Genomic DNA, 21171 nt, shown 5'->3' on the forward strand with positions numbered 1-21171 from the left:
ATCAGCCGTCGGTCTTCGGTGCCTGTGACCACGTGCGCAGGATCGACGGTGACACCCCGACACGTCTGCAGGCGCGCGCACCTGCGCCATCCGGCAACGCAATGTGGAACAGCGGCGCCAGGCCGCGCAAGGCCCGGGCGCAGGCACGGTGGCGGGCACGCTGCAGCGTGGTGATGCCGAGCATCCGCTCGGCCCAGGGCGGCAGCAGCGCAGCGCCAGCGCCGAGGAAGAGACCGCGGGAGATTGCCGCGCCGGGGACCGGCAGGCGGATCTGCGCCAGCACCTCGAGCACTTCACGCGCGCGGCCGTCGTAGCGCAATGCAGGCCGCATCGAATCGAAGTACGCGGCCATTCCGCCGCGGTCGGCGGGAATCTCGATCGCGCCCAGCGCGGCGGCCACGCGTTGGCCTTCGGCGTAGTAACGATCCTGCGCCCAGCCGGGCGTTTCGACGCCGGAATAGGCGCGAAAGCCCTGCAGGAACGCGTAGGCCTCGCTGGCATGCACCCAGGACAGCAGGGCCGGATCGTCTGCCGCATACGGCAGGCCGTCTGCAGTGGTGCCGCGGACGTGCGCGTGGATGGTGCGCACGCGCGCGATCAGCCGGTCGGCCTGCACAGTGCCGGCGAACGACGTGCCGGCGACGAAACCGGTGGTGCGGCGCAGACGGCCGACGAGATCGTTGCGGAAATCCGAGTGGTCCCAGACACCGGCCAGCACCTGCGGATGCAAGGCCTGCAGCATCAGCGCACAGAGGCCGCCGGCGAGCATGCCCGGGAAATCCGCATGCACCCGCCAGGTCGCGCTGTCGGGTCCGAACAGGCCCGGATCGCCGGGCGGCGCGTCGTAATCGATACCGCTCTGCCCGCGCGGGAACACGCCCAGCACCCAGTGGCGGAGTGCGGCGGCGAGTGGTGCGGTCAGGGGCGCGGGCATGCAGCAATGCTAGCCGAGCGGACGCGTCGGACGGATCACCGGTCGCCGCGCTGTCTGCCGGGAGGCACGCGTTCCGGCCGCCGGATGCGCGCGCGCGGCATGGTCCGTGCTGCCTCCCGCGCACCGTTCGACAGGCGTCGCGACCCGCGCGATGACATCGTTGCGATCGTCACGCAATGAATACGTATGCAGTGCGCGTTGCGCCTCCGGACTCGCGACTACCATGGCCGCGACCCGCTCCACGCCTGCCCTGACGGGTGCATGGACGGCTACAAACGCAGCAACACAGCTGTCCGCTGGACACCCTTGGGAGGGGAGATGTCGAAGCTCGATCGCAACCTGCTCAGTGCCGCACTGTCGTCGGCACTGCTGATGCTCGCCGCTGGCGCGCACGCACAGACCACCACCAATTCCTCGAACACCGCCACCGCGGACGAGGCCACCGAACTCGATGCGGTGAAGGTCACCGGCATCCGTCGCGGCATCGAGAGCGCGATTTCGATCAAGCGAGACGCCACGCAGATCGTCGAGGCGGTCTCCGCCGAAGACATCGGCAAGCTGCCCGACGTCAGCATCGCCGAATCCATCGCACGACTGCCCGGCGTGTCCGCGCAGCGTGTCGCCGGCCGCGCGCAGGTGATCAGCGTCCGCGGCCTGTCGCCCGACTTCGCCACCACCCTGCTCAACGGCCGCGAGATGGTCAGCACCGGCGACAACCGCAGCGTCGAATTCGACCAGTACCCGTCCGAACTCGTCAGTGGCGTGACCGTCTACAAGACCCCCGACGCCGGCCTGTTCGGCCAGGGCCTGTCGGGCACGCTGGACATGCAGACGGTGCGGCCGCTGAACTTCAACGAATCGGTGATCACGCTCAACGGCCGCTACCAGCGCAACTCGCTGGGCGAAGCGGCGAAGACCGATCCTTACGGCAACCGCATCAGCGGCAGCTGGATCGGCCAGTCCGCCGATCGCCGCTTCGGCTTCTCGATCGGCTACTCGCACAGCGACACGCCGATCCAGGAAAACCAGGTCGGCCTCTACGAGCCGTGGAAAACCGACGCACGTCCCGGGCTGGCCGAGGGCACCTGGGCGACCGACGGCATGAAGGCGTTGCGCCGGACCGGTTACACCAAGCGCGACGGTGTCATGGCGACGCTGCAGTTCCGCCCGTCGAACGCGTGGACCAGCACGCTCGACGTGTTCCACTCGCGCGCCGAGCAGGAAGACACCGCGAACCAGTTCGAGGTGAACACCCAGTTCAACGGCTCGTTCCCCTGCAATCCCGAGTGCGTCTACAGCAACGTGCGCACCAGCGAGAACGGCAGCTTCGCCGGCGGCACGCTGACCGGCGTCTATCCGCTGGTCCGCGGCATGTACAACCGTCGCGAAGACCGCATCTCGGCGGCGGGCTGGAGCAACGAGTTCAACTTCGAGTCGGCGCGTCTGTTCACGGACATCAGCTGGTCGAAGGCCAAGCGTTCGGAACTCAGCCTGGAAAACAACGCCCAGCGCCTGCCCAATCCGTCGCTCGACACGATCGAGATCGACATCCGCAGCAACGATTTCACCCAGCTCGCCCCGGGCCTGGACTATTCCGATCCCGAGCGACTGTTCCTGACCAACACCATCTACGGCTCGGGCTACGGCAAAACGCCGCAGGTCGAGGACGAGCTCAAGGCTGCGCGGATCGGTCTCACCCTGCCCGCCCCCGGCTCGATCACGTGGCTCTCGGAGTTCGACTTCGGCCTCAACCACACCGACCGCGAGAAGTCCAAGCGCCAGCCCGAGGGCAACATCAACCTGGGCCCGCAGGGCGACACCGCGATCGCCAATGACCTGCAGTACGGGCTCGTCGATCTGGGCTTCGCCGGCGTGGGCTACATCCCCGCCTGGAACGTGCCGGCCGCGGTCGACCGTTACATGGTGTTCGAGCCCACCGAGGATCTGGATTACCTGATCCCCAAAGCCTGGACGGTCAGCGAGAAGATCACCAGCGCGTTCGCGCGCGCCAACCTCAGCACCGAATGGGGCGCGGCCACGGTCACCGGCAACGTCGGCGTGCAGATCCAGCGCGTCGACCAGTCGTCGGCGTCGCGCTATTTCGATTCGACCCAGCCGGCCGGCAGCAACGTGCGTCCGTTCGAATCCGGCAAGACCTACACCGATGTGCTGCCGAGCATGAACCTCGCGTTCCAGCTGCCGAACGAGCACACGGTGCGCGTGGGCCTGGCCGAGCAGGTGGCGCGTCCGCGCGTGGACCAGTTGCGATCGTCGCTGGAGTTCGGTGTCGACGAGAGCACCGGACGCCCGGGCGGCAGCGGCGGCAATCCGCTGCTCGATCCGTGGCGCGCGTATGCGTTCGACGTGTCGTGGGAGAAGTACTTCGGCAACCGCGCTTACGTGGCCGCCGCGTTCTTCTACAAGGACCTGCGCACCTACATCTACACGCAGACCGTCGACGACTACGACTTCTCCGCGTTCGTCGCCAGCTACATGCCGCGTCCCGGCACGCCGCCGGTGCAGAACATCGGCAACTTCACCGCGCCGCAGAACGGTGAGGGCGGGACGCTGCGGGGTCTCGAATTGACAGCGTCGCTGCCGTTCGACCTGTGGACCGAGTCGCTGCGCGGTTTCGGCATCGTGGCCAGTGCCAGCTTCAACGACAGCAGCATCCAGATCTTCGACCCCGAAAGCGCCAACAGCGTCGGCAGCGGCCCGATCGATCTGCCGGGCCTGTCGAAGCGCGTCTACAACCTGACGGCGTACTACGAGCGCGACGGTTTTGAAGCACGCGTCAGCCAGCGTCGGCGTTCGGACTTCATCGGCGAGATCGGCAACTTCGACGGTGCACGCACGCTGCGCTACGTCGTCGGCGAGAACATCACCGACGCGCAGATCAGCTACAGCTTCGGCGACGGGTCCTCGTTCGACGGCCTGACCCTGCTGCTGCAGGCCAACAACCTCACCAACGAGGCGTATCGCACCTACGCCGGCACGCGCGACCGTCCGCTCGAGAACCTCGAATGGGGCCGCACGTATCTGCTGGGTCTGAATTACCGGTTCTGACGCCGGCGCATCACGCAAACCGGAAAAGGGCGGCCCGCAGGCCGCCCTTTTTTTCGTTCAACGACGGCCAGGTCGCACGCAGCCCGCGTCGCCGAGCATCGCTTCGAGCCGATCCTGCACCGCCGCCCGTTCGCCGTCGTCGCGTGCCCGCGCGAGGATCTTCGCCGACAGCGCATCGAACTGTGGCCAGAACGCATCCCGCGCGCGCAACTTCTCGCGCCAGACGGGAATCATGCCGGCCAGTGCGTCGAGGGCGCTCTCGAGTTCGATGCGCAGTCCCATCAGCCGACTCCGCCAGCCGGACGCCGCGGCCAGTGCAACACCACCTCGTGCACCGCGTCCCCGGTGTGCAGCGCGATCTGCAGATCGGCTTGCACCTCACCGTCGAGCATGAGCTGCGGCGTGTCCGCGTCACTGCGCGTGACTTCGATGCGATACACCGCCGCGCCGTGGCGCAGCTGCATCCGGTAGCCGGGCCAGTCGTCGGGAATACAGGGCTCGATGCGCAGTGTGTCACCGCGACGCTGCAGGCCCAGCAGCGATTCGCTGAGCAGGCGATACATCCAGCCCGCCGAGCCGGTGTACCAGGTCCAGCCGCCACGTCCGACATGCGGTGCGACGCCGTAGACGTCGGCCGCCATCACGTAGGGCTCGACCTTGTAGACCGCTGTGCCGGCCGCGTCCTCGGCGTGGTGCACCGGATTGATCATCCGCGCGAGTTCCCAGGCGCGCTCGCGATCATCGAGCGCGGCAAAGGCCATCGCCGTCCATACCGCCGCGTGCGTGTACTGGCCGCCGTTCTCGCGCACACCGGGCACGTAGCCGCGTATGTAGCCGGGGTCGTGCGCGGTCTTGTCGAACGGCGGATCCAGCAGCTGGATCAGGCCGGCCTCGCGCTTGACCAGATGCGTGTCGAGTGCCGTCATCGCCTGGCGCGCGCGCGCAGGTTCGGCAGCGCCCGACAGCACAGACCAGCTCTGCGAGATCGAATCGATCCGGCATTCGTCGCTGGACTGCGAGCCGATCGGCGTGCCGTCGTCGAACCACGCGCGCCGGTACCAACCGCCGTCCCAGGCCTCGGCTTCCAGATTCCCCTGCAGGCGTTCCGCAGCGGCGACGCAGGTGGCTGCGAACGTCGCGTCGCCGCGCGCCTCGGCAACCGGGATGAAGCGCTGGAGCACATCGTAGAGGAAGAACCCGAGCCAGACGCTTTCGCCGCGGCCGGCCTCGCCGACCCGGTTCATGCCGTCGTTCCAGTCGCCGGTGCCGATCAGCGGCAGCCCGCGGGCGCCGAGCAACGACATGCCCCGCTCAAGCGCGAGGACGCAGTGGTCGTAGAAGGACTGCACGCGGCCCGAGGGCACCGGCAGGTCGTAATACGACTCCTCGTCGGCATTGACCAGCCGGCCCTCGATGAAGCCGACACGTTCGTCGAGCACGCTGTCGTCGCCGGTCACGTCCAGATAGCGACAGGCCGCAAGCGGCAACCACAGGTAGTCGTCCGAGCAGCGTGTACGCACGCCACGGTCGGCAGGCGGATGCCACCAGTGCATCACATCGCCCTGCGGGAACTGGTGCGCCGCACTGAGCAGCAGGTGCGCACGGGTCAGCGCCGGCATCGCGTGCACGGTCGCCATCGTGTCCTGCAGCTGGTCACGGAACCCGAATGCGCCGCCGGACTGGTAGTAGCCGCTGCGCGCCACGTAGCGGCAGGCCAGCGTCTGGTACAGCAGCCAGCCGTTGACCAGCAGGTCGGTCGCCGGCTCCGGCGTCTCCACCCGCACCGTACCGAGCGTCTGCAGCCAGTGCAGGCGTACGCCGTCGAGCGCGTCATGCGCCGGCATCGAGCCGCGCAGCGCGTGCGCCAGCTGCAGCGCGGCATGCATGTCGTCACCCATACCGAGCCGGAACACCGTTTCCGTCGCCTGATCCGGCGCGAGGTCGACGTGCACCTGGATCGCCGTGCACGGGTCGAGACCCGCCCCGAGGCGGCCGGACAGACGCTCGCGACGCAGTGCATCGGGCGCCTGCAGGCTGCCGTTGCGGCCCAGGAACTCGGTGCGATCGCCAGTGAACGTGCGCCGGTCCCCATCGACGTCGAAAAACGCCACACGCCCGCCGAACTCGGTGTTGTAGGGATTGCGCGCAGTGAGCACACCGGTCGCGGCATCCCGCTCGGTCACGACGTGCATCTGTGACTTCACCCGGATGTCGCCGAGCACCCACTCGACGTAACCGGTGGCCGACAGTCGGCGCGGGCGACCCGACAGGTTGCGCAACTTCAGCACCGAGAACTTCACCGCATCGCGCAGGCCGACGTAGATCCACAGTTCACTGGCGATCCCGTCCTCGACATGCTCGTAGACGCTGTAGCCGAAACCGTGACGTGTGCGGTACGCGCCCCGTCCGCGCATCGGCAACGGCATCGGCGACCACACGTGGCCGCTCTCCTCGTCACGCAGGTAGAACGCCTCGCCGCCGGTGTCCGACACCGGATCGTTGTGCCACGGCGTCAGCCGGAACTCGTGCGCGTTCTCGAACCAGGTGTAGCCGGGTCCGCTTTCGCTGACCACGCTGCCCAGCCTGGGATTGGCCATCACGTTGGACCACGGCGCGGGCGTGGTCGCGGCGTCGTCGAGCACGATCACGTACTCGCGGCCGTCGGCGGCAAACGCGCCCAGGCCATTGTCGAACAGCAACGCCTCGGCGACCTTTTCGAACGGCCACGGATCCTCCTCGGACGCCGCGGCGTCGCGCAGCGGCGGCAGGCCGTAGAGTCCGGCAGCCTGCAGACCTGCCGCGACGGCGCCATCGTCGTCCTGCGCGCGGACGGACGTATGGCTTGCGACCAGCAGCGGCACCACGCGCTCTGGCGCCGCATGGCGGGCCACCTGCGCGGCCAGGGTGCCGTACTGGTCACCGACGATCACCCGTGCCACCGACTGGATCAGGATGCGGTCTTCCTGCGAGATCTGCTGCGCGGGCCGCACGAAGATGCCGCCCGGGCGATCGAGCACGTTGCCTTCCGGGCCCGCCGAGACGAGTCCGAGGATCTGTTCCTGCAACTCCTGCCGGTAGCCGACCTGGTCCTCGTTCCAGATGACGAGGTCGACCTGCAGTCCCTTCAGACGCCAGTACGCGTGCGCCTGGACCATCTGCCGGACCAGTTCGATGTTCTCCGCATGGGCGATCTGCACCAGCACGATCGGCAGGTCGCCCGAGATCGCATGACCCCACAGGCCGGACTGCCCACGCCGGTTCTGCAGCAGCACGGCGCTGTCGGCGCGCAGGAACGGATGCGCGAACGTCAGCAGGCCCGCGACACGCTCGTAGAGCTGCGCGTCGCCCTGGGTGGCGTTGATCTGCCGGCGTACGACCTGGCTGTGGGTCCACGCGAGATCGAACACCCGGTCGGCGAGGCGCCGGTCGCGATACTTGTCCAGCAGCGCCGCGCAGGCATCGCGATCGCTGCCGACCCCGGTGACCAGATCGAGCACCGCGGTCTGCTCCGGCGCCAACGTTACCCGCACGCGGATCGCGACCACCGGATCGAGCACCGAACCGGCGCTGTCGGACAGCAGTCCCGACCGGCGCATCGCCAGCGGATCGCGCGGCGTCAGGCCGCGACCGATGAAACGCGCACGATCGGTTTCGTAGGAGATGGCGTCGATGTCGGCATCGTGCGCGGCGACGAGGTGGAACATCCACGGCGGGATTTCATCGTGCGCGCGAGGGCGGCGCGTGCACAGCAGCGCCTGCTTGTCGCGCACGATCTCGGTCTGCACGAACAGATTGCTGAAGGCCGGGTGCAGTTCGTCTGCGATCGCCGGCGCCAGCACCACCTCGGCATAGGTCGTGATCTCGATGGTCCGCGGACGCCGCGACCGGTTGCTCAGCCGCAGGCGCCGCAACTCGATGTCGTCTTCGGCCGAGATCGCGATCTCGAGATGCGTCTCGACCCCGCGCCTGCGGCCGCGGAATTCGGCCTTCGCGTCGGAGAAGATCGCTTCGTAGTGCTCCACCGGCACGCAGGTCGGCTGGTACGCGGCCGACCACACATCGTCGTTCTCGACATCGCGCAGATAGCAGAAGCTGCCCCAGTGGTCGCGGGTCCCGTCCTCACGCCAGCGCACCACCGCCATGTCGTGCTGCCGCAGGTAGCCGCCGCCGGCACTGGTGAGCAGCGCATGCATGCGACCGTTCGACAGCATCTGGACCGCGGGTCGTGTGGTTTCGGGCGTCCGGAATACGCGCAACTGGGTTTCGTCGCCGCCGCCACTGCTGCGCACGCCGACCGACTCGACCTCGTGCGGCAGGAATACGCCGGTCCGAGGCACGCGCTCCTGCAACAGCAGCAGCGTGGCCTGGAATTCGGCATCGGCGGTGAAACGCTTCTGCATCGGCTGCTCGTGCAACAGATGGTCGAGTGCGAGAAAGCCCATGCCCTGGTGATGCGCCATGAACGACCGGACCACTGCATGCGTCTGACCGCGCGGCAGGCGCGAGGCCGTGTAGTCGATCGCCTCGAACAGCCCGAAACGCCCGGAGAACCCGGCGCCATCGAGCCGTTGCAGGTTCTGCGTTGCCGCCTCGGGCGCGACCATCAGCGCCATCATCGTCGCGTACGGCGCGATCACCAGATCCTCGCCGAGTCCGCGCTTGAGCCCGAGTCCCGGCACGCCGAACGCGCGGTACTGGTAGTTCATCCGCGTATCGACGGTGTTGTAGCCGGATTCCGAAATGCCCCAGGGCACGTCATGCTGACGGCCGTAGGCGATCTGGGCCTGTACCGCGTGGCGCGCGGTCTGGTCGAGCAGCGTGTCCGGATAGCTCGGCATCACCAGCTGCGGCATCAGGTACTCGAACATCGAGCCGCTCCACGACAGCAGCGTCGGGTCACCATCGACCTCGGTCAGCAACCGGCCCAGTGCGAACCACGTGTCCTGGGGCAGCTGGCCCTGCGCGACCGCGACGAAACTGCACAGCCGCGCTTCCGAGGCGAGCAGATCGTAGTGCCCCTGATCGAGGCGCCGGTTGTCGACGTCGTAGCCGATCGACAGCAGATGACGCGCGCGGTCGTAGAGGAAGCCGTACTCCATCAGCGAGAACTGGCCGGCGACGTGGGCCAGCCGTTCCAGTTCGTGGACCTGCGCGCAGGCCCACGCGCGCACATCGGACGCGTTGCCCGGCGCGCAGAGCATGCGCAGCGACGGCACGCCGTCTTCGGACGCAGCGCCTTGTATCGCCGCATGGGGCGCCGGCAGACACGCGCGCAGTGCCTGGCCGGCGTGCGCACATGCATCGATCAGGCGCGCCGCCCAATGGGCCGGTGCGTCTTCCAGCGGATCATAGGTATCGGCCGGCGGCGACAGCGCGGCGAGCGGCATTGCCAGCGCGGCAAGCGCGTCGATGGTGGCCAGCGCATCGCCGAGCGTCTCCGGTGGCGTTGTCCGGGCGAGCACGAGACGCGATTCGAACGCATCGATGGCGACGTCCCACGCCGGATCCGCATGACTCTGCGCCTCGTAGAGTTCGCGCAGCACGCCCAGCGTGTGGGCCAGACCGGCAAACGTCTGCGGCGCGAGCACCGGCGCGTCGATCAGGCCCAGCAGGCCCTGGCGCAGCGTGAGCAGATGGCCCGCCAGGTTGCCGCTGTCGACGCTGGAGATGTAGCGCGGCTGCAACGGCGCCAGCGTCTCGGTGTCGTACCAGTTGTAGAAATGCCCGCGGTGGCGCTCCATGCGGTCGAGCGTGGCGAACACGCGTTGGGTGCGCGCCATCACGGCGCCGGTCTGCAGATACCCGAAGTCCCACGCGCCGAGATTGGCGAGCAGCGACAGGCCGATATTGGTCGGTGACGTGCGGCGTGCGACGACCAGCGACGGATGCTCCTGGACGTTGTCGGGCGGCAGCCAGTGGTCTTCCTCCCGGATGTTGACCTCGAAGAACGCCCAGGTGCGCCGCGCGAGGCGGCCGAGGAAGTCCAGTTGCACCGGCGACAGCTGCGCGCTGCGCTGCGGTGGCGCGCGGCCCAGCCACGCCATCAACAGAGGAGAAACCGACCACAGCAGCAACATCGGACCGGCGACCCACAGAGCGCCGGGATTCGTCCGCATCACCAGCAGCCCGATCAGCAGCGACAGGACCGGCGCGCCCCACATCGCGCGCAGCTCTGCGGCCATGCCGCTGCCGAGCGCACGCTCGACCTCGCTGGACGGATTCCACTGCAGCAGGTGCCGGCGACTGACCAGCGTGCGCCACAACGTCAGCGCGATTGCCGACAGGCTGAACATTGCTTCGTACGGCAGGCACGCGAAGTTCACGACCGCGCGCACCAGGCCGCGACCGGTCGCATCGCCGACCTGCAGCAGGTGCGTATCGAAGCCCATGTCCGCGGGCTTCGACAGCAGATCACGCAACGCCGGGATCAGCACCGGCGCGAAGAACACCGTCAGCAGCCAGAACGTCCACGCCAGTGGCGCGGTGAGTGTCGTCCAGCCGAACACCAGCAGCGCGAGCGTGGCCGCGGGCACCAGACTGCGGCGCAGGTTGTCGATCAGCTTGCCGCGCGACAGCCAGGACAGCGGATTGCGGACGCGGCCTTCTTGCGCGGTCGGGACCCACGGCATCACCCACGGCAGCAGCTGCCAGTCGCCGCGGATCCAGCGATGGCGGCGCTTGACGTCGGCGGCGTAGCGGGCGGGATAGTCCTCGTACAGGCGCACGTCGCTGACCAGGCCGGCCCGCGCGTGGCAGCCTTCGAGCAGGTCGTGGCTGAGGATGCGGTTGTCGGGAAAGCGGCCATGCAAGGCCTGCTCGAACGCGTCGATGTCATAGATGCCCTTGCCGACGAAGGAGCCTTCGCCGAACAGGTCCTGATAGACGTCCGACACCGTGCGCGTGTAGGGATCGATGCCCGGCTCGCTGCCGTACATGCGTGCGTAGCGGCTGATCCGCCTGCCACTGAAACTGCTGCCCACGCTCGGCTGCAGGATGCCGTAGCCGCGGGTCACGCGGTTGCGCTTCGGATCGAACACCGCGCGGTTGAGCGGGTGCGCCAGCGTGCCGACGAAGGCGCGCGCGGCATCGCGCGGCAGTCGCGTGTCGGTGTCGAGCGTGATCACGTAGCGCACGTTGGCCAGCACGTCGGTGCGGCCCACGATCTGCTGGAACGCACCCGTGCCGGCGCCGCGAAGAAAGCCATTCAACGCCGCGAGCTTGCCGCGTTTGCGTTCCTCTCCGATCCAGCGCCCCTCGCCCGCATTCCAGGTACGCGGCCGGTGGAACAGGAAAAAGCGATCGCCGCCGGGCGCCGGGCTGTCGGCGAGATAGCGCTGGTTGAGGCCGGCGATCAGCGCCGCGGCGTGGGCCAGCACGGCCGCATCCCCGGGCAGGGTCTGCGCATCGGCATCGAGATCGTCGCTGAGCAATGCGAAGTGCAGATGCGCATCGCGATTGGCCAGAAAGCGCACTTCCAGCCCCTCGACCAGCGCCTCGACCGTGGCGATGTCGCCGAACATGCAGGGCACAACGACCAGCGTGCGCTCGCTCGCCGGCAAACCGAGCGAGAAATCCAGGCGCGGCAGCGGCTTGGGCGCGACGATGACCGTCGCGAGCCAGTTGGTCAGCGCAATGCCGAGCTCGCTGAAGACCAGCAGACCCAGCAGGATCAGCGCCCAGGCGGGTGCCCAGGACACGGTATGGGCGCCCGACTGTCCGAGCAGCCCGGTCGTTGCGAGTGCGACCACAACGGCGATCAGTGACAGATAGACCGGCAGGGGCACGGTGCGCGGCGCCAGGCGTGCCTTGCGGCGTCCGTGCGCCGCCGCCAGTGTCGACAGGGTGCGGTCGATGCCGTCATCGACCAGGTAGTAACCGACGTGCGCCTCGATGCGCTCGGCCGGATGCGCCTGCGCCAGCTGCACAGTCGTCTGCGCGACCTCCACCTCGCTGGCGCCGGTGCGCCGGGCGATCGTCTCGACGGCGTGGCGGTAGTGATCGCGGGTGGCGAAATCCATCAGCCCGTAGGTCGCCCCCGGATCCCCCCGCAGCGTCGCATCGACGAGGCTCATGGTCTCGACGTATTCGCGCCAATCCATGTTCGCAAGGAAGCGGAGGCTGCCGATGCTGTTGCCGATCGACACCTGGTCGGCTGCCTGCTGCTGGCTTTCCGCGTGGACCAGCGCATCGATGCGCAAGCCGCTGTCGGTCAGCCACTGCTCGATCCACGTCAGCGGCAGCGACAGCAGCGCGCCGCGCCCATGCAGGCCGCGCGTCAGCTCCGCGACGAACGCACCGGTCGCGGGGGGCTGACTGCGCGCCATATCGGCGACCACCAGCACCACGTCCTTCGGCGATCCGGTGGCGGTGGCGTTGAGCTCTTCGGCCCATCGCCGGGCGCGGCGGTGATCGCGGCCATCGCGGATCACGCGGGCGGCCATGCGGCGCAGGTTCTCGAGCACTGCCAGCCGCAACATGATGGGAATCGCCCACAGTTCGCCCAGCGTCAATGGCGTGACCAGCTGATAGGCGGCGACGAAACGGCTGAGCGTGACCGCATCGACCTGTCCGTCGCCATGCGCAACTGCTTCCATCGCCAGGTCGTAGACCCGAGGGAATCCGGCCGATGCGCCCTGCGACAGTGCTGGCAGTTCACGGCTGTAGCCCTTCGGCAGATGGCGACGTGCCAGCCGCACCTGTTCTTCGATCAGGTGGTAGTTGTCGAGCAGCCATTCGCCGGCCGGCGTGATGCGGATATCGTCGCGGACCATCAGCGACAGGAACGTGCGCGCATCCTCGAGCAGCGCCGCGTTCTCGCTCAGGCGCGCAAGCAGTCGATCGGGAACGCGTCCAGCATGGATGCGATGCGTAAGCGCGAGCGCCCTGCCGTGGAGTTCCATCTGCTCGGCGCTGAAGAGCTGCGCGCGCAGCGGTGCCTCCGACTCGAGATCGGCGGATGTCACAGGAGAAGAGAACTGGCCGAACCGGCGGCGCAAGCGCAACCAGCGGCGGGACATCCTCGAAGCAGCGTGCATGGAGGATCCTGTCAAGCCGACGGCCTGCTTGCCGCTAGGTTGCGCCTCGACCGCGCGCGCCGGCGTGATGACGGTGCGCATGCGCACTCTAACACCGTATCGACTGCGCCCGCAGACCCGCACGCTGGACGATCGCGCGTCGCGCGCCGACTCGAACGGCAGATACGGGAATGCCGCCGCGCATCGGTCTTCAGAAATTCAAAGCGGAATCGACATGACGGGGCGCTCGGCCAACCCGGCGTCATAACAGCGTGAGGCGAATCTCGATCCACGCTGATGCTTCGGTACCACCCCACCCTGCTGCATCAAGGGTTCGAGGTGGTGGGCGGTACAGGGTTCGAACCTGTGACCCCTACCATGTCAAGGTAGTGCTCTACCGCTGAGCTAACCGCCCGAAGGGTGCGAATCATACACCGGATTCGCGCGTTGTCGAATACCCCACGCGCAAATTTCTATCGGACCAGGCTCGCATCCTTGATCTGGCGGATCTGGTCGCGGATCCGGCCCGCGGCTTCGAACTCCAGATCACGCGCGTGCTGGTACATCTGCTGCTCCAGCGCCTTCAGCCGCGAGGCCAGCTTCTCGGGTGACAGCGCGGCATAATCTTCGGCGGGTTCGGCGACCTTGCGGCTCTTGCCACGCCCCTTCTTCTCCGTTTCGGGCTCGGCGCGGGCACCTTCCATGATGTCGTCGATCGCGCGCGCCACCGATGTCGGCGTGATGCCGTGCTCGGTGTTGTACTCGACCTGCTTGACGCGGCGACGATCGGTCTCGTCGAGCGCCATCTGCATCGAATTGGTGACCCGGTCGGCGTAGAGGATCGCCTTGCCGCGCAGGTTGCGTGCCGCCCGGCCGATGGTCTGGATCAGCGAACCGCCCGAGCGCAGGAAGCCTTCCTTGTCGGCATCGAGGATCGCGACCAGCGACACCTCCGGCATGTCCAGGCCCTCGCGCAGCAGGTTGATGCCGACCAGCACGTCGAACTTGCCCAGCCGCAGGTCGCGGATGATCTCGACGCGCTCGACGGTGTCGATGTCCGAATGCAGGTAACGCACCTTGACGTCGTGCTCGCCGAGGTACTCGGTGAGGTTCTCGGCCATGCGCTTGGTCAGCACCGTGATCAGCACGCGGTCGCCCATCTCGACCCGCTCGCGGATCTCGCCGAGCACGTCGTCGACCTGGCTCGCGACCGGGCGGATCTCGACCTCCGGGTCGATCAGGCCGGTCGGGCGCACCACCAGTTCGGTGATCTGCCCTTCCGACTTCTCCAGTTCGTACTTGCCTGGCGTGGCCGACACGAAGATCGCGCGCGGCGCACGGCCCTCCCATTCCTCGAACTTCAGCGGCCGGTTGTCCATCGCAGACGGCAGCCGGAACCCGAAGTTCACCAGCGTTTCCTTCCGCGCGCGGTCACCCTTGTACATCGCACCGATCTGCGGAACGGTCACGTGCGACTCGTCGACGACCAGCAGCGCATCCGGCGGCAGATAGTCGAACAGACACGGCGGCGCCTCGCCCGGCATACGCCCGGTCAGATGACGCGAGTAGTTCTCCACGCCGTTGCAGTAGCCGACCTCGGCCATCATTTCGAGATCGAACTGGGTGCGCTGCTGCAGCCGCTGGGCCTCGAGCAGCTTGCCCTCGGCGTAGAACTGCTCCAGCCGTGGCGGCAGCTCGGCCTTGATCGCGTTGATCGCCTCGTGCGTGGTCCGGCGCGTGGTGACGTAGTGCGACTTCGGATAGATGGTGTAGCGCGGCAGGGTGCGCTTGGTCTCGCCGGTGAGCGGATCGAACTGGGTGATGCGTTCGATCTCGCCATCGAACAACTCGATCCGCAGCGCATCCATCTCCGACTCCGCCGGGTGGATGTCGATGACCTCGCCGCGCACGCGATACGTACCGCGCCGCAGCTCGGTGTCGTTGCGGCTGTATTGCATCTCGGTCAAACGCCGGATCAGCTCGCGCTGGTCGATGCGCTCACCGCGCACCATATGCAGCACCATCCGGAAGTATTCGTTCGGATCGCCCAGGCCGTAGATCGCCGACACCGAGCACACCACGATCGCGTCGCGCCGCTCGAGCAGCGCCTTCGTCGCCGACAGGCGCATCTGTTCGATGTGCTCGTTCACCGAACTATCCTTCTCGATGTACGTATCCGACGACGGCACATAGGCCTCGGGCTGGTAGTAGTCGTAATAGCTGACGAAGTACTCCACCGCGTTGTGCGGAAAGAACGACTTGAACTCGCCGTAGAGCTGCGCCGCCAGCGTCTTGTTCGGCGCCATCACCAGCGTCGGCTTCTGCACCCGCTGGATCACGTTGGCGATCGTGTAGGTCTTGCCCGAACCGGTGACGCCGAGCAGCGTCTGATGCGCCAGCCCGGCGTCGAAACCGTCGACCAGCTTCTCGATCGCCTGCGGCTGATCGCCCGCCGGCTTGTAGGGCGAGACCAGCTGGAATGCGGCGGGATGGATGACTTCGTTCATGAGGCAAGGCGATCCGAGAAGCACGGGACATGGGGACGGAAGCGCCCGGCGACAACAGAAGTGCCGCACATCACCGGGACATGGTCAGGGCGCGGACATCGTTGTGACGCGGCTGCCCACGATAGCAGTGGGCGGTTTCCGACCTCCGCATTGGACGCAGCCCGGCTGCAGTGGCCCGCCAACAAGCGGAATCTGGATGCCCTGCAGGGTTGCAGGTAACCGGTGCAGGAGCTGAGACGACACACGCGACCGGCGGGACGGAGCCGATCGCAATCGCGTCGTGGAGGCGCCCGCCCAGCGACAGGACAAGGATGTCCTCATGCGTCAGCACGACGGTTCCATACGCCCGCGACCCTCGCCGTGTCGAGATCGGCCCGGCTCGCGATCCAGCGGCGGGCCTGCGGACTCGCCTGAGAGCAGGATCGGGCCACGCTCAAGGCAGGCACTGGCGATTCTCGAAGCGGCATCGGATGCACCCCGCCGCACGTCCATGCCCAAGCCATCGAGTCCGTGTATTCGCATGTCCAAGCGGAGCATGACCGGGGCACCAAAGGCGCGCGGCCTCACGCTGGTCGAACTGATAACGACAGTCGCAATTCTCACCTTGCTCGGCACCTTCGGCGTCACCGCCTTCAGTGATGTGCTGGCCCGCTATCGCGTGCAGAGCGCATTGCACCTGATCAGCACCGATCTTGCGATGGCACGCAACACTGCCATCACGCGCCGCGGTCCAATCGTGGCCTGCCCAGGCGACGCACTCCATGGCTGCCGCTCGGACGCCGACTGGAGTGCAGGCTGGATCGTGTTCATGGATCCGGACGGAAATCGCCGACCCGACAATGCAGCAGATCTGCTGCGCGTGGCGGATGCGCCGTCCGGCGCCCCGGGCACGGTGCGCCTGGTCTCAACCCGTTCCTATGTCCGGTATCAGCGCGACGGCCGCAGCGCGGGCACCAACCTGACCATCAACGTCTGCCGCGCCGACCTGCTGGGCGGCCAAGTTGTCGTGAACAACCTTGGACGTATCCGCAGTTCACGCCCCGCCACGGATCGGCCGTGCCCGTTCTAAGGCCGGTTAGAGGTGATGCCCAGTTGGCGCGCCTGCCGCGCATTTCGCATGGCGGATCGCAGCGACGCGCGCCTCGCGCAGTCGATTCCAAAAAGTGGCGACGCAATGCTTGACCCGTGCCGACAACCGACTAGAATGTGCGTCCCCGCCCGAATAGCTCAGCCGGTTAGAGCACTTGACTGTTAATCAGGGGGTCGTTGGTTCGAGTCCAACTTCGGGCGCCAAGATCAAAAAAAGCCGCGGAGCAATCCGCGGCTTTTTTATGTCCAGTGCGTCATGCGTCTCACCAGCAGTCGGCGAGCGCCCCCGTCCCGGTTTCGGTTTTCACGCCAGTGTTCGACAGACCCAAGGTCCCACACCGGGTGTCCTGGGTTTGCGCGCCCTGCGGCGTCGCGGTCAGCGTGAACGTATTGACGCCCTCGACGTGAGTGATCGAGTACGCCGCCGTACCGCCCGTCGCGGGAGATGCAACTGCGCCATTCGCCGCGCCCGTCGCGGCCAACCAGAAGCCCACATACGTGTTGTTGACGGTATGGAATCGCTCGTAACGTTGCGCAAGTTCGACCATATCGGCCTTGACCTGCGCCCGCTTGGACTTGCGCACCGCGTCCTGGTAGCTGGGATATGCGATCGACGCGAGAATCGCGACGACTGCCACGACAATCATCAATTCGATCAAGGTGAAGCCGCGTACGCGGCGTACCGCGATGCGAACAGGTGTTGACGAAAACTTGCTCACTGGATCTGCCTCCAGGACTGACGTCCACAAGGACGCTTGAGATACATCGTCGGCGCACCGGCGACCTGCACAATCATCGAGCATTGGGCGTCGAGCGCAGCGTCGAGCTCGGCCGCTGTCGCAGCCGCCCCGAGCGGCGCGAGACGCGGGGCGCTGAAGATCGCGACGTCTTTCACTGGCGCTGTACCCTGCGTGTTCAACGAAAGCGCGCCAGTTCCGGTACCGGGCGACGGACCCTGCGGCGTATCGAACGAGACGTTCGACAGCCCTGCCGCCCCCGTCAATGCGCTGAGTCCGTAAAGCCAGTTGGCGCCCTCCACGCTGCACTGCAACGCGCTTACGGGTGCATAGGTCGGCATGAACACGATGCCGCTGTCTACGCGCGGATAGCCGACGAAACGCTCACCCGCGGGCAGATCAAGACGCCACCCGAGGCTTCCGGCGCCAGGCACGTTCGAGGATGTACTGCGGATTCCCGCAGCCGTGGTCCCGATGGTCTGTACGACGAGATTGGCCCGCGTCGCCGTCACGCTCGGCTGGCCGGACGCAACATCCAGCACACCGTAGAGCGATTGCAGCGTGGTATCGGACGGATCGTTGTCGAACGAAAAGCTGCCCGTTCCGAAATACAGCATCACGCCACCATTCCGGCCCGTTGCAGCCGTGATGCCACCCAAAATTGGCTGACGTGTCCCGTTCTCGGGCCCGCTGGTGTAGGGCATCGTTGTGAAGACGGGCGTGGTCGGATTACTGACCACACCGCCGGGCACAAGTGCTGCCGGCCGCAGATCGAACTTCCAGATGGCACCCTTCTGATCCGCCGCGTACACCGTATCGGCGAGGCCGTCGCGCCCTGGAACGTTCAGGCTGTTGTCGGGTGCGCTGCGAAAACGATCGAGCGCCACGAGGTTGCCGAGTCCATTACTCCCTGCCGGGGCACCCGCTTCCGTCGCCTCCAGCATCCGGATCGTGGGATTGCCGGTGTTGATGTCGACCATGAACAGCACAGCCTTGCCGCTGTCACTGTTGTAGCCGTTGCCGAAGATCGCGCGCCAGACGATATCGCCCGCACCCGCGCCCGTTCGCACCGGCACGATGACCGGGCGTCCCAGAACGTGGCCGATGTTGTTGCGGACGGCGGCATTCCCATTGAACTGGTTGATTTCCCAAAGCCGATCTGCGGCGTCGAAGGCTCCGTCCGGGCGAGACACATCCTTGACATCAAGCGCGAAGACACCCTTTGCACCAGCGCCGGTCGACCCCACGAGTACCGTGCTCCAGGCGCCGCCGTAGCGTGCGTCGGACACCACCAGTGGACCGTCCACGAAATAGCGATGCTGGAACCGCTGGTCGCCACTGGCCGCAGGATCGTAGGGAAACAACAGATTGCCCATGTGGCCGAGCACCGAGCGCGGTATGAAGCCGAACTGCTCCACGCCGCTGTCAGTCCCTGTCACGCGACCGTCGAAACCGTGCAGCATTCCGTCGTTCGCACCGGCGAACACCATCGTCCGCCGGAACTCCGCGCTCGCGCTGTTCGCCTTCGCGGTCTTGTAGGTTCCGTAGGAACTCCCCAACGTGCCCGGGAGGGACTGGTAACCATAATCGTCGGTCGGCGCGCTGATCACCGGCGAGCCATTGACGATGTCGCCCAGACGGGTCGTACGGAAGCGGAGGCGACCGTTGGCATTGCGATCCACTTCCAGACTCTGATCGCCCTTGAGGTAGCTCACCGCCTCGGTCAACGTAAGAGTCGCGGCAGCACCGCCCAGATTTTCAAGCGTCGGTTGCGTGCATCGCGACATTCCAGGCACGGGGTTGTCGCACAACCGGGCAAGCGAAGCGACATTCGTCGGATTGAAGAGCCTTGCAGAACCGTCGTCCGCCCCGAACCAGACGTTCCGGTCCGATGCCTGCGGCAGGCGATCACTCGCTTCCCACGCATTGTTGAACGAAACGACGCCTGTGCTCGGATTGACCGTCACCGACTGCGCCGTCAACGTGCTGTACCAGTCAGTGCCCTCGTTACGCGCTTCGTAGAAAGGAAAGACCGAAAGCGACCCGGTGCCGATTCTTGCACCCGTGAGCGCGATGCTGCCCGCAGGGGACTGACCGGCGCTTACCGAAGCCAAAACGCGACGCATCGCAGCGGTGATCAATGCGGGCGACGTCGCGTTGATCATCTCGCCTCTGGTGTTGAGCGTCGCATGCCACATCTCGTCGACAGCGCGCGGCACGAGATCCTGGCGCGCGCCCCACGTCGGCGGCGTGAGGTAGGGATCGGGAATGAGCTTTGCCGAATCAGTGGGATCAGGCAGGTAGGTGACTCCGAACTGTTCGCCAAGCGTGCCGAGCACGATGCCGTAGAAATTCATGTGCAGGTTTCGGCGGCAGTCCAGCCTGCGTTGTTCCGGCGTCGGGAGCAGCGGAGGCGCCGGAACACTGTCGCATGCCGTCGGCACCGGCACCGAATTGGTTTCGAGCGCAGGTAGCAGACTGTTGTTGTAGTAGGGAATCACGATGTCGGCCATCGTGTTCGCAACGTTGTCGGCGAACGGCGGGCCCAGTGCAGCATCGAGATTTCCGACCGTCGGGCTGGCAGCGTCGTTGATGTAGCCGTCGGTAAAGAGCATGCCGGCGTTCCGCTGACAGCTCAGCCTGATCGGCCGGCCCGCATCCGTCCGCTGGAACTGCTGGCCGAGATACTGCGCCGCCAGACGGCTCGGCGTGCTTCCGGTTGCACGCATCTGCACGACATCGTCGAACAGGGACTGCTTCGCGGTCTCGCTCGACATGTCACGCATGGTGACGTTGCGGCGGTCATTGATGCGGAACCAGCCGACCGTCATGTTCTTGGTGTCTACGAGCGCGTTGAGAATGCCGCCGATGAGGCCTTCGCGACGCGTCCTGTAGAACGTGAACCAGTTGGCGAAGTTCTGGATGGCTGCGTTGTACTGGTCGTCGGACGCGAAATTGACCCGCCGGATCTCATACTTGTAAAGCACGCCGGGTCGTCCGCCTTGCGGATCGGTTACGGCTACCGGCGCAGCCGAGTAGCCGTACGCGGCAGGAAGCGAAGCGGGATCTTCAAGGTAGAAGGTCGCGGGGAAAAACGAGAAATGCAGATCGCAGTTCTGCGTGATTCTCCGCTCGTCCGGCAACGTCGCGTAGTCGGCGCCCGTGTTGATGTTGCCACCTGCCGCGTTGCAGGTGCCGCGCACGCGGGTATTTGCGGGAAGAATCATCCCCTGCCGGACCTGGAAGCGCCAGTTGTTGACGGTCGATTCGACCGCAGCCGTCAGGTCCAGAGTGCCCCCGATTCGACCATTCGCACCTGCCGGGCGCGGATCCAGGGTCGCGGCCGTAGCGGTGGTGGTCGCGTAATCCGCACCATTCGCGCGTTTCCACGTGGGATAACTCAACCGCGGGTCGAAATAGCCGGCGTTGACGTCCGGCGACCTGGCGAAACCGAAGGCGTCGATCGGCGGGATCGCCGCTCCGCCGTCACGTCCGTAATTCGGAAAAACGTAGTAGTAGCGCTCGTTGACGCCATCGTAGCCGCGCGGAACGCTTCCGTTGTAGAACGTACCGCTGGCGGCGTCGTTGCTCTGCCAGCCAAACACACCATCACGCGTGTTGTTGAGGTTCTCCCACAACATCGAGCCGGAGTCATCGAGTGCCATGATGAAAGCCGGCGGAATCTGCCGCTGCACGTTCAAGGGCTGCTGCGCGAGTGTGCCCTGCCCCTGCACGGCCATCACGGAATGCAGGAAGTAGGCGCTGCCGGCGAGAATAAGCGCCGTGGCACCGGCGTAGAGTTTTGTGCGGCCTTTCATGGCGCT

Annotated in this window: 8 protein-coding genes and 2 tRNA genes; 3 read left to right on the top strand and 7 right to left on the bottom strand. The window is 66.6% G+C overall.

The window, feature by feature from the left end:
* Position 1 precedes the first annotated feature (1 nt).
* Positions 2-934 (bottom strand): oxygenase MpaB family protein, encoded by a 933-nt coding sequence (locus tag AC3IRM_RS11895; RefSeq protein ID WP_489203350.1) that lies wholly within the window; start codon positions 932-934, stop codon positions 2-4.
* 318 nt (positions 935-1252) lie between these two features.
* Between AC3IRM_RS11895 and AC3IRM_RS11900 the strand changes: the two genes are divergently transcribed.
* The gene (locus AC3IRM_RS11900) at positions 1253-4000 is read left to right on the top strand and encodes a TonB-dependent receptor (RefSeq protein ID WP_489203351.1); all 2748 of its coding nucleotides are present in this window, start codon (positions 1253-1255) and stop codon (positions 3998-4000) included.
* A 57-nt stretch (positions 4001-4057) separates the two neighbouring features.
* Here AC3IRM_RS11900 and AC3IRM_RS11905 read toward each other — a convergent pair whose 3' ends face one another.
* From AC3IRM_RS11905 to uvrB, 4 genes are all read right to left on the bottom strand, one after another.
* Complete coding sequence (locus AC3IRM_RS11905; protein WP_489203352.1) at positions 4058-4282, bottom strand: hypothetical protein; 225 nt, start codon at positions 4280-4282, stop codon at positions 4058-4060.
* Complete coding sequence (locus AC3IRM_RS11910; RefSeq protein WP_489203353.1) at positions 4282-13017, bottom strand: glycoside hydrolase family 94 protein; 8736 nt, start codon at positions 13015-13017, stop codon at positions 4282-4284. The genes AC3IRM_RS11905 and AC3IRM_RS11910 overlap by 1 nt, the downstream gene beginning before the upstream one ends.
* A 337-nt stretch (positions 13018-13354) precedes the next feature.
* Positions 13355-13429 (bottom strand) — tRNA-Val (locus AC3IRM_RS11915).
* Positions 13430-13487: 58 nt separating this feature from the next.
* Complete coding sequence (uvrB, locus tag AC3IRM_RS11920; RefSeq protein WP_489203354.1) at positions 13488-15521, bottom strand: excinuclease ABC subunit UvrB; 2034 nt, start codon at positions 15519-15521, stop codon at positions 13488-13490.
* Between the two features lie 520 nt (positions 15522-16041).
* On the opposite strand from uvrB, the gene AC3IRM_RS11925 reads away from it, so the two are divergent.
* Together AC3IRM_RS11925 and AC3IRM_RS11930 are read left to right on the top strand one after the other, a co-directional pair.
* The gene (locus tag AC3IRM_RS11925) at positions 16042-16590 is read left to right on the top strand and encodes a GspH/FimT family pseudopilin (protein ID WP_489203355.1); all 549 of its coding nucleotides are present in this window, start codon (positions 16042-16044) and stop codon (positions 16588-16590) included.
* A gap of 147 nt (positions 16591-16737) precedes the next feature.
* Positions 16738-16814 (top strand) — tRNA-Asn (locus AC3IRM_RS11930).
* Positions 16815-16873: 59 nt separating this feature from the next.
* On the opposite strand, the gene AC3IRM_RS11935 is transcribed toward AC3IRM_RS11930, so the two are convergent.
* Together AC3IRM_RS11935 and AC3IRM_RS11940 are read right to left on the bottom strand one after the other, a co-directional pair.
* A complete protein-coding gene (locus AC3IRM_RS11935; protein WP_489205915.1) occupies positions 16874-17257 on the bottom strand; it encodes a type IV pilin protein in 384 nt (127 codons plus the stop codon).
* A 68-nt stretch (positions 17258-17325) separates the two neighbouring features.
* Positions 17326-21165, bottom strand: a complete 3840-nt coding sequence (locus AC3IRM_RS11940) for a pilus assembly protein (RefSeq protein ID WP_489203356.1) — start codon at positions 21163-21165, stop codon at positions 17326-17328.
* Positions 21166-21171: the final 6 nt, after the last annotated feature.

Source organism: Luteimonas sp. KH_071, assembly GCF_057838005.1.

Coding starts and splice junctions, on each gene's coding strand:
- AC3IRM_RS11895 (WP_489203350.1), bottom strand. CDS start 934: ATGCCCGCGCCCCTGACCGCACCACTCGCCGCCGCACTCCGCCACTGG.
- AC3IRM_RS11900 (WP_489203351.1), top strand. CDS start 1,253: ATGTCGAAGCTCGATCGCAACCTGCTCAGTGCCGCACTGTCGTCGGCA.
- AC3IRM_RS11905 (WP_489203352.1), bottom strand. CDS start 4,282: ATGGGACTGCGCATCGAACTCGAGAGCGCCCTCGACGCACTGGCCGGC.
- AC3IRM_RS11910 (WP_489203353.1), bottom strand. CDS start 13,017: ATGTCCCGCCGCTGGTTGCGCTTGCGCCGCCGGTTCGGCCAGTTCTCT.
- uvrB (WP_489203354.1), bottom strand. CDS start 15,521: ATGAACGAAGTCATCCATCCCGCCGCATTCCAGCTGGTCTCGCCCTAC.
- AC3IRM_RS11925 (WP_489203355.1), top strand. CDS start 16,042: ATGTCCAAGCGGAGCATGACCGGGGCACCAAAGGCGCGCGGCCTCACG.
- AC3IRM_RS11935 (WP_489205915.1), bottom strand. CDS start 17,257: ATGATTGTCGTGGCAGTCGTCGCGATTCTCGCGTCGATCGCATATCCC.
- AC3IRM_RS11940 (WP_489203356.1), bottom strand. CDS start 21,165: ATGAAAGGCCGCACAAAACTCTACGCCGGTGCCACGGCGCTTATTCTC.